This is a genomic window from Streptomyces changanensis, assembly GCF_024600715.1.
Classification (GTDB): domain Bacteria; phylum Actinomycetota; class Actinomycetes; order Streptomycetales; family Streptomycetaceae; genus Streptomyces; species Streptomyces changanensis.
Genome location: NZ_CP102332.1, coordinates 4894521 through 4907528, shown reverse-complemented (window position 1 = coordinate 4907528; position 13008 = coordinate 4894521). Strand labels below are relative to the sequence as shown.

12 protein-coding genes are annotated in these 13008 nt (G+C 72.7%); 1 reads left to right on the top strand and 11 read right to left on the bottom strand.

What is annotated here, in order from left to right:
* Positions 1 to 127: 127 nt before the first annotated feature.
* The 9 genes from NRO40_RS21835 to rpsB all read right to left on the bottom strand — a co-directional run bounded on the left by NRO40_RS21835 (position 128) and on the right by rpsB (position 9996).
* Positions 128 to 1150 (bottom strand): ABC transporter ATP-binding protein, encoded by a 1023-nt coding sequence (locus NRO40_RS21835; RefSeq protein ID WP_058943993.1) that lies wholly within the window; start codon positions 1148 to 1150, stop codon positions 128 to 130.
* A 2-nt stretch (positions 1151 to 1152) separates the two neighbouring features.
* Complete coding sequence (locus tag NRO40_RS21830) at positions 1153 to 2796, bottom strand: ABC transporter permease (protein WP_058943994.1); 1644 nt, start codon at positions 2794 to 2796, stop codon at positions 1153 to 1155.
* A gap of 35 nt (positions 2797 to 2831) precedes the next feature.
* Entirely contained in the window at positions 2832 to 3926 is a 1095-nt protein-coding gene (locus tag NRO40_RS21825; protein WP_058943995.1) for a thiamine ABC transporter substrate-binding protein, read from the bottom strand.
* A 217-nt stretch (positions 3927 to 4143) separates the two neighbouring features.
* Positions 4144 to 5250 carry a 23S rRNA (adenine(2503)-C(2))-methyltransferase RlmN gene (gene rlmN / locus NRO40_RS21820; RefSeq protein ID WP_058943996.1) on the bottom strand — a complete coding sequence of 369 codons (1107 nt, stop codon included), beginning with the start codon at positions 5248 to 5250 and terminating at the stop codon, positions 4144 to 4146.
* Between the two features lie 112 nt (positions 5251 to 5362).
* Positions 5363 to 6484, bottom strand: a complete 1122-nt coding sequence (locus tag NRO40_RS21815) for a phosphatidate cytidylyltransferase (RefSeq protein ID WP_058943997.1) — start codon at positions 6482 to 6484, stop codon at positions 5363 to 5365.
* Positions 6484 to 7041, bottom strand: a complete 558-nt coding sequence (gene frr, locus NRO40_RS21810; RefSeq protein WP_058943998.1) for a ribosome recycling factor — start codon at positions 7039 to 7041, stop codon at positions 6484 to 6486. The genes NRO40_RS21815 and frr overlap by 1 nt, the downstream gene beginning before the upstream one ends.
* 127 nt (positions 7042 to 7168) lie before the next feature.
* Entirely contained in the window at positions 7169 to 7933 is a 765-nt protein-coding gene (gene pyrH / locus NRO40_RS21805; RefSeq protein ID WP_058943999.1) for a UMP kinase, read from the bottom strand.
* Positions 7934 to 8087: 154 nt separating this feature from the next.
* Complete coding sequence (gene tsf, locus NRO40_RS21800) at positions 8088 to 8924, bottom strand: translation elongation factor Ts (RefSeq protein WP_058944000.1); 837 nt, start codon at positions 8922 to 8924, stop codon at positions 8088 to 8090.
* Between the two features lie 145 nt (positions 8925 to 9069).
* Positions 9070 to 9996: a 30S ribosomal protein S2 gene (gene rpsB, locus NRO40_RS21795; RefSeq protein WP_058944001.1), complete on the bottom strand. Its 927-nt coding sequence runs from the start codon at positions 9994 to 9996 to the stop codon at positions 9070 to 9072.
* A gap of 941 nt (positions 9997 to 10937) precedes the next feature.
* Here rpsB and NRO40_RS21790 point away from each other — a divergent pair.
* Entirely contained in the window at positions 10938 to 11363 is a 426-nt protein-coding gene (locus tag NRO40_RS21790; protein WP_408057037.1) for a peptidoglycan DD-metalloendopeptidase family protein, read from the top strand.
* Positions 11364 to 11409: 46 nt separating this feature from the next.
* Here NRO40_RS21790 and NRO40_RS21785 read toward each other — a convergent pair whose 3' ends face one another.
* On the bottom strand, positions 11410 to 11970 hold the full coding sequence (locus NRO40_RS21785; RefSeq protein ID WP_058945259.1) for a TetR/AcrR family transcriptional regulator: 561 nt from the start codon (positions 11968 to 11970) through the stop codon (positions 11410 to 11412).
* A gap of 72 nt (positions 11971 to 12042) precedes the next feature.
* Complete coding sequence (whiG, locus tag NRO40_RS21780) at positions 12043 to 12879, bottom strand: RNA polymerase sigma factor WhiG (protein ID WP_058945260.1); 837 nt, start codon at positions 12877 to 12879, stop codon at positions 12043 to 12045.
* Positions 12880 to 13008 lie beyond the last annotated feature (129 nt).

The following is a 13008-nucleotide window of genomic DNA, read 5'->3' as shown; positions in this document are numbered from 1 at the left end:
GCACGGGCGGGGGCGCGGCGGGGGCGCGGACGTACCGCTGCGGACACACCCCGGCGGTGCCGAGCGGCCGGGGCGTACCGGCTGCGGGCCCGCACCGCCCGTGCGGCGGCCCGCGCGGCGGCGGGCGTCAGTCCAGGACGACGACCTCGTCGGGGCGGAACGCCACGCCGACCACCGCGCCCTCGTCGGGGGTGTCGCGCAGGGCGCACTCGGCCTCCAGGGGCGGGGCCTGGCCGTCGACGGGGCGCAGCCGCACCGCGACGTGGTGGCCCCGGAACGTACGCCCCTCGACCGTGCAGCGCAACCCCTCGGCGGGGTCCCCGAGCCGTACGCCGGCGGGCCGCACCAGCAGCCGGACGGCCCCCTCGCGGGTGCCGGGCGGTACGGGGATCGGGCCCCACGCGGTCGTGGCGGCCGTACCGAGGACGGTGGCGGCGACCACGTTGTCGAAGCCGAGGAACCGCGCGACGAACTCCGACGCCGGCCGCCGCCACACCTCCAGGGGGCTGCCGACCTGGGCGACGCGGCCCTCGTGCATGACGACGACGCGGTCGGCGAGCGCGAACGCCTCGGCCTGGTCGTGGGTGACGGCGAGCACGGTCGTGCCGAGCCGCCCGAAGAGTCGGCGCAGCTCGGTGACGAGCCGTTCGCGCAGCCCCCGGTCGAGCTGGCCGAGCGGTTCGTCGAGCATCAGCAGCCGCGGCCGGGGCGCCAGGGCGCGGGCGAGCGCCACGCGCTGCTGCTCGCCGCCGGACAGGGCCGCGACGGGTCGCGGGCCCGCGCCCGGCAGGCCCACGAGGTCCAGCAGCTCGTCGACGCGCGCGGTCCGCTCGGCGCGCGGGACCCCGCGCACGCGCAGCCCGAACGCGACATTGCCCGCGACGTCGCGCTGCGGGAACAGCTGGTGGTCCTGGAACATCAGGCCCACGCCGCGCCGGTGCACGGGTACGCCCGCCTGGTCGGCGCCGTCGAGCAGGACCCGGCCCGCGTCGAGCGGCTGGAGCCCGGCCACCACGCGCAGCAGGGTCGACTTGCCGCTGCCGCTCGGGCCGAGCAGGCAGACGATCTCGTGGTCGGCGACGTCCAGCGACACCGCGTCGACCGCGGCGCGCGGACCGAAGCGGACGGTCACGTCCTGGAGGGCGAGCATGGTCACAGCTCCCCGGAGCGGTCGACGCGGACACGTTCGAGCAGCAGCAGGGCCACCGCGCACACCACCATCAGGATCGTCGAGAGGGCCATGGCCTGGCCGTAGTTCAGCTCGCCGGGCCGGCCGAGGAGCCGGGCCACGGCGACCGGGAGGGTCGGGTCGTCGGGGCGGGCGATGAAGACGGTCGCCCCGAACTCGCCGAGGGACACGGCGAACGCGAACCCCGCCGCCACCAGCAGGGCCCGCCCCACCATCGGCAGGTCCACCTCGCGCCACACCCGCCACGGCGACGCGCCGAGCACCGCCGCGGCCTCGCGCAGCCGCGCGTCCACCGCGCGCAGCACGGGCAGCACGGTCCGCACGACGAAGGGGACGCCGACCAGTGCCTGGGCCAGCGGCACGAGGATCCACGAGGAGCGCAGGTCGAGCGGTGGTTCGTCCAGCGTGATGAGGAAGCCGAAGCCGACGGTCACGGCGGACACCCCGAGCGGCAGCATCAGCAGCGCGTCGAACCCGCGCACCAGCCGCCCGGCGGCGGGGGTCCGGGTCCCCCCGCCCGAGCGGAGCCGGGAGGGGGGGAGGGTGAGCGCGGCGGCGGCGAGCCCGCCGATCAGGAGGGCGAGGACGGTCGCGGCGAGGGCGTACTCCAGGGAGTTGCCGATGGCCTCGACGGGCGGCACGAGGAACGTGCCGCCGCCCGCGCCCGCGTCCTGGAGCGCCCGGTAGTAGCCGAGCCCGCCGTCGAAGGACCGCTCGACCAGCACCCCGAGCGGCAGCAGGAGCAGCAGGACGATCGTCGCGAGGACGGTGCCGAGCAGCGCCCACTGCCCGGCCCCGCGGGGCCGCCGGGCGGTGCCGGCGGCGTCCACCAGCGCCAGCTCGGCCTCCCGGCGGCGGACCGTACGGGCGTGCACGGCGAGGATCGCGCCGACCGCGGCGAACTGCACGAGCGTGAGCACCGCCGCCGTCGGCAGGTCGAGCAGCTGCGCGGTCTGCCGGTAGATCTCCGCCTCCAGCGTGCGGTACGCGGGTCCGCCGAGAATCTGGACGATGCCGAAGGAGGTGTACGTGAAGAGGAAGACCATCAGCGCGGCCGCGGCCACGGCGGGCGCGAGCGCGGGCAGGGTGACCCGGCGCCAGGCACCGAGCCGCGAGGCGCCGAGCACCCGGGCCGCCTCCTCCTGCCGCGGGTCGAGCTGCGCCCACAGACCGCCGACCGTGCGGACGACGACCGCGTAGTTGAAGAAGACGTGCGCGAGGAGGATCGCCCACACGGTGGTGTCGAGCCGTACGCCCCACAGCTCGTCGAGGAGTCCGCCCCGGCCGAGGACGGCGAGGAACGCGGTCCCGACGACGACCGTGGGCAGGACGAACGGCACGGTGACGACCGCCCGCAGCAGGCCCTTGCCGGGGAAGTCGAAGCGGGCGAGGACGTACGCGCCGGGCAGCGCGACCAGCAGGGTGAGGGCGGTGGAGGCGAGTGCCTGCCAGGTGGTGAACCACAGGACGTCCAGGACGTCTGGACGGCCCAGGACGTCGCCGAGCCGCCCGAGCTGCCAGCCGTCGTCGGTCCGCAGCCCGCGCCCGACGATCGCGGTGACGGGGTAGGCGAAGAAGACGGCGAAGAACGCCACGGGCAGGGCCATGAGCCCGGCCCGCAGCGCCCGGCGCCCGCGGGTGTCTACTTCAGGACGAGCGAGGACCACGTCTGGATCCACTGGTCACGCTTCTCGGCGATCTTCGCGGGGGCGACCGTGTACGGCCGGTCGACCTCGGCGCCGTGCTTCGTGAACAGCTCGGGGAGCTGCGCGTCCTCGGCGACGGGGTTCACAAACATCTGCAGCGGCATGTCCTCCTGGAACTTCCTGCCGATGAGGAAGTCGATGAGGGCCTTGCCGCCGTCGGGGTTCTTCGCACCGGTCAGCAGTCCGGCGAACTCGGTCTGCTGGAAGCAGGTGCCGGTGGAAACGCCGGTCGGGGCCTCGGCGGGCTGCGGCTCCGCGTACAGCACCTCGACGGGCGGGCTGGAGGCGTAGGACACGACGAGCGGCCGGTCGCCCTTGGCCTTCCTGCCGCCGGCGGAGCCGGAGAACTCCTGGTTGTAGGCGAGCTCCCAGCTGTCGACGACCTTGACGCCGTTGGCCTTGAGCTTCTTCCAGTAGTCCTGCCAGCCCTCGTCCCCGTACCGGGCGGCCGTGCCGAGCAGGAAGCCGAGGCCGGGCGAGGACCGCTCGGGGTTCTCGACGACGAGGAGGTCCTTGTACGCGGGCTTCGCGAGGTCGTCGAAGGTCTGCGGCGGCACGAGCTTCCTGTCCGCGAAGTACTTCTTGTCGTAGTTGACGCAGATCTCTCCGGTGTCGACGGGCGTGACGCGGTGCTCGCCCTTGTCGAGCTGCACGGCTTCGGGGATCCGGTCCAGGCCCTTGGCCTCGTACGGCTCGAAGATGCCGTTGTCGAGGGCGCGGGAGAGGAGGGTGTTGTCGACGCCGAAGAAGACGTCGCCCTGCGGGGCGCCCTTGGTGAGGACGGCCTTGTTGACCGCCTCTCCGGCGTCGCCGCTCTTGAGGACCTTGACGGTGAGGCCGGTCTGCCGGGTGAACTCCTTCAGGACGGCCGGGGAGGCGTTGAAGGAGTCGTGGCTGACGAGCGTCACGGTCTTCGACGCCGTACCGCCGGCACCGGCGTCCTTGCCGGAGTCCGTGCCGCAGGCGGTGAGCGTCGAGACGCCCAGTGCGGCGGCGAGCGTGCCGACCGCGATCTTCCTGGTGGTGCTCACTGAGATTCCTCCTGGGGGTGACCAGGAGAAGACGCGGCCCCGCCCACCGGATCCTTCCGGTGGGCAGGGCGCAACAGCTCGAGTAACGACCGAACTCCCTACCCAGAATGACCTGGGCGAGGTTCAGAGGGTCTGCGGTCTGACGGTCACCGCACTCTCAGCGCTGTGGCGCTCCCCTGTCGGAATATGCAGATGTGTTCGAGCTCAGGGTACAAGGTCAGCGTTCCGCGGCCGCGAGCTGTCCACAGGCGCCGTCGATCTCCTGGCCGCGTGTGTCCCGGACGGTGACCGGCACGCCGTGCGCCGCGATGGCCTCGACGAACGCCTTCTCGTCCTCGGGGCGGGACGCGGTCCACTTGGAGCCGGGCGTGGGGTTCAGCGGGATGAGGTTGACGTGCACCCGCCGGCCCTTGAGCAGCCGGCCGAGCAGGTCGCCGCGCCAGGCCTGGTCGTTGATGTCGCGGATCAGCGCGTACTCGATGGAGACGCGGCGGCCGGACTTCTCGGCGTACTCCCAGGCCGCGTCGAGCACCTCGCGGACCTTCCAGCGCGTGTTCACCGGGACGAGCGTGTCGCGCAGCTCGTCGTCGGGGGCGTGGAGGGAGACGGCGAGGCGGCACTTGAAGCCCTCGTCGGCGAAGCGCAGCATCGCCGGGACGAGACCGACCGTGGAGACGGTGATGCCGCGCTGCGACAGTCCGAGGCCGTCCGGCTCGGGGTCGGTGAGGCGGCGGATGGCGCCGACGACGCGGTTGTAGTTCGCGAGGGGCTCGCCCATGCCCATGAAGACGATGTTCGACAGCCGTGCGGGGCCGCCGGGGACCTCCCCGTCCCGCAGGGCGCGCATGCCGTCGACGATCTGGTGCACGATCTCGGCGGTCGACAGGTTCCGGTCCAGGCCCGCCTGGCCGGTCGCGCAGAACGGGCAGTTCATGCCGCAGCCGGCCTGCGACGAGATGCACATCGTCACCCGGTCGGGGTAGCGCATCAGCACCGACTCGACGAGCGTCCCGTCGTGCAGCCGCCAGAGGGTCTTGCGGGTGGTGTCGTCGTCGCACGAGATGTGCCGGACGACGCTCATCAGCTCGGGCAGCAGCTCGCCGGCGAGCTTCTCCCGGGAGGCGGCGGGGATGTCGGTCCACTGCGCGGGGTCGTGGGCGTACCGCGCGAAGTAGTGCTGGGACAGCTGCTTGGCGCGGAACGGCTTCTCGCCGATCGCGGCGACGGCTTCCTTGCGCTCGGCGGGCGTGAGGTCGGCGAGGTGCCGCGGCGGCTTCTTGGCTCCGCGGGGCGCGACGAAAGTGAGTTCTCCGGGCTTGGGCATGGTCCTACCAGTGTCGCAGAAGCGCGACGGAAGGCCCGCCGCCCTGTGGACGACGGGCCTTCCGGAGACGAAAGCGCAGGTCGGAGAGGGCCGACCAGCCCCTCTCCCCCGGTTATCCGGCTCCCACGAACAGCACGAGCAGCAGCCACACCACGGGGGCCGTCGGCAGCAGGGAGTCGAGCCGGTCCATGATCCCGCCGTGGCCCGGGAGGAGCGTCCCCATGTCCTTGATCCCCAGGTCCCGCTTGATCATGGACTCGCCGAGGTCCCCGAGGGTCGCGCTGACCGCGACCGCGAGGCCGAGGACGAGCCCCTGCCACCAGGTGCCCCCGTCGATCAGGAACGTCATGCACAGCGCGCCGGCGCCCATGGCGAAGGCCACCGCGCCCAGCAGGCCCTCGCGGGTCTTCCCGGGACTGATGCGCGGCGCGAGCTTGTTCCTGCCGAACCGCCAGCCGACGGCGTACGCGCCGGTGTCGCTGACGATGGTCAGCAGCAGGAAGACGAGCACCCGCTGCGGCCCGTCGTCGGCGGCCAGCATCAGCGCCACGAACGTCGCCAGGAACGGCACGTAGAAGGCGGCGAAGACACCGGCGGTGACGTCCTTGAGGTAACCCTCGGGGGGTTCCGTCATCCGCCACACCAGCACCGCGAGCGCGGTGAGCGCCATCGCCACCCAAGCGCCCTCGGCGCCGCGCACGTAGCCGGCGACGACCATCGCCGCGCCGCCGACGGCGAGCGGGACGAGGGGCGCCTTGATGCCCCTGCGCTCCTGGAGCCGGGAGGTGAGCTCCCACAGGCCGACGACGACGGCGACCGCCACGACGCCGACGAAGACAGCCTTCTGGATGAAGAGCGACGCGACGATGACCGCGCCGAGCCCCACACCGACCCCTATGGCGGCCCGCAGGTCCCGCCCGGCCTGCTTCTTCTGCCGCTCCTGCTTCTTCTGCGCACGCCCCTGCGGCGGGGCGGGCTCCGGCGGTTGCGGGGGCATGGGCTCCTGCGGCATCTCGTCGCGGAACAGGGGACCGCCCCCCAGCGGGGCGGCCCCCCGGTCGTGGTCGTCCTGGTCCCCGCCGGCGGGGACGTCGGGCACGATGGGCATGGGCCGAGTCTGCTGCGCGGCGTGCTCATCGTGGACGGGACCCGCCGGGACGACCGGAGCGAGCCCCTGGTCGGGTGGGCCCCAGTAGCCGTCTCGTGGCGGGGCCCCCCAGGAAGCGTCGTTCATCAGACCTCGAGGAGCTCGGCTTCCTTGTGCTTCAGCAGCTCGTCGACCTGCGCGACGTACTTCGCGGTGGTGTCGTCGAGCTCCTTCTCCGCACGGCGGCCCTCGTCCTCGCCGACCTCGCCGTCCTTGACGAACTTGTCGATGGTCTCCTTGGCCTTGCGGCGGACGGCGCGGATCGAGATCTTCGCGTCCTCGCCCTTGCCCTTGGCGACCTTGATGAACTCGCGGCGGCGCTCCTCGGTGAGCTCGGGGAAGACCACCCGGATGATGTTGCCGTCGTTGGACGGGTTGACACCGAGGTCGGAGTCCCGGATCGCCTGCTCGATGTTGCGCAGGGCGGTCTTGTCGAACGGGGTCACGACCGCCATGCGCGGCTCCGGCACCGAGAAGGAGGCCAGCTGGTTGATCGGCGTGAGGGCACCGTAGTAGTCGGCCACGATCTTGTTGAACATGGCCGGGTGCGCACGCCCGGTGCGGATCGCGGCGAAGTCCTCCTTGGCGACAAGGACGGCCTTCTCCATCTTCTCCTCGGCTTCGAGGAGGGTCTCTTCGATCACCACTTGCTCCTGCGTGTCTTGGTTTGTCCCGGCGTGCACCACGGCCGCGGAACCTGCGTCGCGTCTTTCCCTGCACGGTGTACGACCGGCAGGGCTTTGTCCATCCCCGGGCGGGGCGACCCGGAGGTCAGTGCCGGGTGCCCTCGTCGCTCACGAGCGTGCCGATCTTCTCACCCTTCACGGCGCGCGCGATGTTGCCGGCCGTGAGGAGTTCGAAGACGAGGATCGGCAGCTTGTTGTCACGGCAGAGGGTGATGGCGGTGGCGTCGGCGACCCGGAGGTCGCGGGAGATCACCTCGCCGTACTCCAGGGCGTCGAACTTCACCGCGTCCGGGTTGGCCTTGGGGTCGGAGTCGTAGACCCCGTCGACGCCGTTCTTGCCCATGAGGAGGGCTTCCGCGTCGATCTCCAGGGCGCGCTGGGCGGCGGTGGTGTCGGTGGAGAAGTACGGCATGCCCATGCCCGCGCCGAAGATGACGACGCGGCCCTTCTCCAGGTGGCGCACGGCGCGCAGCGGGATGTACGGCTCCGCGACCTGGCCCATGGTGATGGCGGTCTGGACGCGGGACTGGATGCCCTCCTTCTCCAGGAAGTCCTGGAGGGCGAGGCAGTTCATGACCGTGCCGAGCATGCCCATGTAGTCGGAGCGGGCCCGGTCCATGCCGCGCTGCTGGAGCTCGGCGCCGCGGAAGAAGTTGCCCCCGCCGATGACGATCGCGATCTGCGCGCCGTCCCGGACGACCGCGGCGATCTCGCGGGCGATGGCGTGGACGACGTCGGGATCGACGCCGAGGCCGCCGCCTCCGGCGAACGCCTCGCCGGACAGCTTCAGCAGGAAGCGGCCGGCCTTTTTACCGGTGGTGTCGTCGCTCTGTGCGGCGCCCTGATTCATTGGAGATCTCCTCGTGCGCATACGAAGAAGGCCATTGCCGGGGGTGCGGGTGTCCCAGTGCGGCAATGGCCTCCTCGTCAGATCTGCGGTCGTCCGGCGCGGACGCGGACGACTGCTACGGCCCCGGTGGGGCCCGGTGTCCGTGGGTACGGACTCAGATGCCGACCTTGATGCGCGAGAAGCGCTTCAGGGTGACACCGGCCTCGTCCAGGATCTGCTGGACCGACTTCTTGTTGTCGAGCGCGTACGGCTGGCCGAGCAGCGTCGCGTCCTTGAAGAAGCCGTTGAGACGACCCTCGACGATCTTCGGAAGCGCGGCCTCGGGCTTGCCCTCGGCGCGAGTGGTCTCCTCGGCGACGCGGCGCTCGGCCTCGACGACCTCGGCCGGGACGTCGTCCTTGGAGAGGTACTTCGGGGCGAAGGCGGCGATGTGCTGCGCGACACCCTTCGCGACCTCGGCGTTCTCCTTGTCGAGCTCGACGAGGACGCCGATCTGCGGGGGCAGGTCGGGCATGGTGCGGTGCATGTACGCGGTGACGTAGCCGCCGGAGAACTGCGCGAAGCGGTCCAGGACGATCTTCTCGCCGAGGTTGGCGTTGGCCTCGTCCACGAACGCCTGCACGGTCTTGCCGGACTCGATCTCGGAGGCGAGCAGCGCCTCCAGGTCGGCCGGGCGGGTGGCCGCGACGTGCTGGGCGAGCTGGTTGGCGACCGACTGGAACTTGTCGCCCTTGGCGACGAAGTCCGTCTCGCACTTCAGCTCGACGATGACGCCGGAGGTGTTGTCGTCGGCGATCAGGGAGACGACCGCGCCGTTCTCGGCGGAGCGGCCCTCGCGCTTGGCGACGCCCTTCTGGCCCTTGATGCGCAGGGCCTCGACGGCCTTGTCGACGTTGCCGTCGGACTCGTCCAGCGCCTTCTTGCAGTCCATCATGCCGGCGCCGGTGAGCTCGCGGAGCTTCTTGACGTCGGCGGCGGTGTAGTTCGCCATGATTCGTGAATCTCTCTCGAAGTCTGGAAGATCTACCAAGATCTGGGGGTGGACGGAGGGGGCTCGTGGCCCCCTCCGTCGACGACCGGACCGGTCAGGCCGGGTCGGAAGTCCCCGACCCTGACCCGGAGGTCCGGACCGCGGTTCAGGCCTGCTCGGCCTCGGCGGCCGGAGCCTCGGTGGCCGGGGCCTCCTCGGTGGCGGGGGCCTCGGCGGCCGGCGCCTCCTCGGCGGCGGGGGCCTCGGCGGCCGGCGCCTCGGCGGGCTTCTCGGCGGACTCGTCGTCCGCCTTCTTCTCGCCCGCGAGCAGGTCGCGCTCCCACTCGGCGAGCGGCTCGCCGGCGGCCTTGTCGCCCGGCTTCGAGTCACCGGTGGCGGCACCGGAGCGGGCGATGAGGCCCTCGGCGACGGCGTCGGCGATCACGCGGGTGAGCAGGGTGACGGAGCGGATCGCGTCGTCGTTGCCCGGGATCTTGTAGTCGACCTCGTCCGGGTCGCAGTTGGTGTCGAGGATCGCGACGACCGGGATGTTCAGCTTGCGAGCCTCGCCGACGGCGATGTGCTCCTTCTTGGTGTCGACGATCCAGACGGCGCTGGGCACCTTCTGCATGTCGCGGATGCCACCGAGGGTCTTCTCCAGCTTGGCCTTCTCGCGGGAGAGGACCAGCAGCTCCTTCTTGGTGAGGCCGGAGGCGGCCACGTCCTCGAAGTCGATGCCCTCGAGCTCCTTCAGGCGCTGCAGGCGCTTGTAGACGGTCGAGAAGTTGGTGAGCATGCCACCCAGCCAGCGCTGGTTGACGAACGGCATGCCGACGCGCGTCGCCTGCTCGGCGATGGCCTCCTGCGCCTGCTTCTTGGTGCCGACGAACATGATGGAGCCGCCGTGCGCGACGGTCTCCTTGACGAACTCGTAGGCGCGGTCGATGTACGACAGCGACTGGAGCAGGTCGATGATGTAGATGCCGTTGCGCTCGGTGAAGATGAAGCGCTTCATCTTCGGGTTCCAGCGACGGGTCTGGTGACCGAAGTGGACGCCGCTCTCCAGCAGCTCCCGCATCGTGACGACGGCCATGGCCGTTTCTCCTTGGTTCTCGGTTGTGTCCTGACGCCCCGACGCGCCGTGCCACGAATGGACCGATGGGCGCTGCCACGACTTTCGAAGGTGATGGCGGGGCGTGCGAAGTCGACCCGGTGGCCCGGGTCGCCAGAAGAAGTGTACGGGACCTGGACACCGCCGGGTGACGGCGCTGTCCACAACCGGCCTCGTCATCCCCAGTCCCGCGTCATGATCCACCCGGCCGGGCGGTGCGGGGGGAGAGTGCGGGCATGACACGACGCCACCACCCCCTCACCCTGACGGCCCTCCTGCTGCTGCTCCTCCTTCTCCCCGTGCCGGCCCTGCTCCCCCTGTCGGCCCGGCCGCCGGGGCCGCACCCCGGGCCGCCGATGCCCCTGCCGGCTCTCGGGGAGCACGCACCAGGAGCGGGGGCGCAGGGGCTCATGGACGGTGTCGGGGTGGCAGCGCCGCCGGGCGCGGGGGCGGCGGGGCCGCCGGGGGCCGGGGCTTCGGGCACCGGGGCGATGGGGCCGCCGGGCGGGGGGGCGGTGGGGCTGCTGGGGGCCGGGGCTTCGGGCACCGGGGCGGTGGGGCCGGTGGGGGCCGGGGCTTCGGGCTTCGGGGCATCAGCAGTCCCGGGCGGGCGTCCCGCAGCGGGGCTCGCGGGCGCCGGGTCCCCGGGAGCGGGGCGTGCGGGCGCCGGGCCGCCGGGCTCCGCACGACCCGAGGCGCGCCCGGACGGGGCGCCGGCGAGCCGGGTGCCGGTGGCGTCGGGGGCCGGGCGGGCAGGTGCGCGGGTGCTGGGCGCGGTGCCGCCGGGCGGCGGACCGCCGGGCGGGAGGACAGCGGCGGGGGCGGAGCCGCGGGGGGCCGGGACCGCGGGTGCCACGGCACCGGGGGCGGGTGGCGCCGGCGGCCGGGGCGGTGCGCTGCCGGTCGCGGAGGCGGTGTGGCCCGTGGGGCCGCCGCGGGCGCTGGTCGTGCGGGGCTGGCAGCCGCCCGCCTCGCCGTACGGTCCGGGGCACCGGGGCGTCGACCTGGCCGCGCCGCCGGGTACCCCGGTACGGGCGGCGGCGGGCGGGCGGGTGTCGTTCGCGGGCCCGGTGGCGGGGCGGGGCGTGCTGTCGGTGACGCTGCCCGCGCCGCCGGGCGGGGTGCCGCTGCGCTTCACGTACGAGCCGGTGCGCGCCGTGGTGGCCCGGGGCGCCGAGGTGCGCGCGGGTCAGGTGGTGGCCGTGACGACGGCGGACGCCCCGTCGCACTGCGCGGGGGTGTGCCTGCACTGGGGCCTGCGGCACGGGGCCGCCTACCTGGACCCGCTCTCGCTGCTGCCGCCCCACCTTCTGCGCCGCGCGCCGTCCCGCCTGCTGCCGCTCGGCTGACGTGCCGGTGCCGAGCCGCGGACAGGCGGCCCGACGGGGGCGGGGATCAGGTGTGGGTGACGCCGCGCAGGGCGACGGCGACGGCCGTGTCGGCGATGGCGGACGGCTCCTCGGCCGCGCCCAGCTCGATCCGGCGGACGGCGGCGTCCACGACGCCCTGGAGGAGCATCGCGGCGAGCCTCGGCTCGGTCTGGCCGAGGTCGCGCAGGGCGTCCACGACCATCGTGACGAGCCCGCCGTGCGCGGCGCGGATCTTCTCGCGGGCCCCGTCGTCCAGTTCGCTGGCGGAGATGGCGACGACGGCGCGGTGCCTGCGGTCACCGACGAGCTCCAGCTGCCGGCGTACGTACGCCTCCACCTTCGCCTCCGGCGTGCCGGCGGCGGCCATGGCCGCCTCGACGTCGGTGGCCCAGACGGGGAAGTCGACCGCGCACAGCTCCTCGACCACGGCCGCGCGCGAGCGGAAGTACTCGTACACCGACGACCGGGCCAGGCCGGTCCGCTCGGCGAGGGCGGGGAAGGTCAGCGCTTCCGTACCGCCCTCGGACAGCAGGGAGCGCGCCGCGTCCAGCAGGGCGGCGCGCTGCATCGTCCGGTGCTCGGCCACCGAGGCCGCTCGAATCCTTGGCACGGCTCCAACTCTACGGCCGTCCGTTCGACGCCGGGGGGCTCTCCGGCGTCAACGTCCCAGATCCGCCAGCTTCGCCCGGAGCTGGAGCACGGACTTGGTGTGGATCTGGCTGACACGGCTCTCGGTGACGCCGAGGACGTTGCCGATCTCGGCGAGGGTGAGTCCCTCGTAGTAGTAGAGGGTGACGACGGTCTTCTCGCGGTCCGGGAGGGTGTTGATGGCGCGGGCGAGGAGCCGGCGCAGCTCGCGCCCCTCGGCGACCTCGACGGGGTCGTCGGCGGCGGTGTCCTCCAGGGTGTCCATGAGGCTGAGCCGGTCGCCGTTCTCCCCGCCGACGTGCAGCAGCTCCTCCAGGGCGACGACGTTGGCCAGGGAGAGCTGGCTGAAGACGCCGTGGAGCTCCTCGACGGGGATGCCCATCTCGGCGGCCACCTCCCCCTCGGAGGGGGTGCGCCGCAGCTGGGCCTCCAGGGTGGCGTAGGCGCGCTCGACGGCTCTGGCCTTCTGCCGGACGGAGCGGGGGATCCAGTCCAGGGCGCGCAGTTCGTCGATCATGGCGCCGCGGATCCGGGTGATCGCGTACGTCTCGAACTTGATCGACCGGTCGATGTCGAACTTCTCGATCGCGTCGATCAGCCCGAAGACGCCGGAGGAGACGAAGTCGGCCTGCTCGACGTTGGACGGCAGGCCGACGCTGACCCGGCCCGCGACGTACTTCACGAGGGGCGAGTAGTGCAGGATCAGCTGTTCCCGCAGCCGCTCGTCACCCGTCTCCTTGTACGACCGCCACAACTCGTCCAGGGACGAGGGAGCGGCCGGCCGCACGCTGCTCCGGGCAGCGCGGGGCACCGCAGCGCGGTCGGACCCGGAGGTGTGCTGGGGCATGCGTCGCCTTGAGCCGTTCTGCCGTGGTGTGCGGGGGTGCCGGGGAGGTGGTAGCGGTGAGCGTAGCGTGACTGGGCCGTTGCGGTGAGCGAAGCTGAGGGGTTCGACCGCAGGCGGGACCGCGCCGTC

Bases quoted from the DNA above. Each gene is read 5' to 3' on its own strand.
- NRO40_RS21835 (WP_058943993.1), bottom strand. From the start codon at position 1,150: ATGCTCGCCCTCCAGGACGTGACCGTCCGCTTCGGTCCGCGCGCCGCG.
- rpsB (WP_058944001.1), bottom strand. From the start codon at position 9,996: ATGGCCGTCGTCACGATGCGGGAGCTGCTGGAGAGCGGCGTCCACTTC.
- NRO40_RS21815 (WP_058943997.1), bottom strand. From the start codon at position 6,484: ATGAACGACGCTTCCTGGGGGGCCCCGCCACGAGACGGCTACTGGGGC.
- whiG (WP_058945260.1), bottom strand. From the start codon at position 12,879: ATGCCCCAGCACACCTCCGGGTCCGACCGCGCTGCGGTGCCCCGCGCT.
- rlmN (WP_058943996.1), bottom strand. From the start codon at position 5,250: ATGCCCAAGCCCGGAGAACTCACTTTCGTCGCGCCCCGCGGAGCCAAG.
- pyrH (WP_058943999.1), bottom strand. From the start codon at position 7,933: ATGAATCAGGGCGCCGCACAGAGCGACGACACCACCGGTAAAAAGGCC.
- NRO40_RS21830 (WP_058943994.1), bottom strand. From the start codon at position 2,796: ATGGCCCTGCCCGTGGCGTTCTTCGCCGTCTTCTTCGCCTACCCCGTC.
- tsf (WP_058944000.1), bottom strand. From the start codon at position 8,924: ATGGCGAACTACACCGCCGCCGACGTCAAGAAGCTCCGCGAGCTCACC.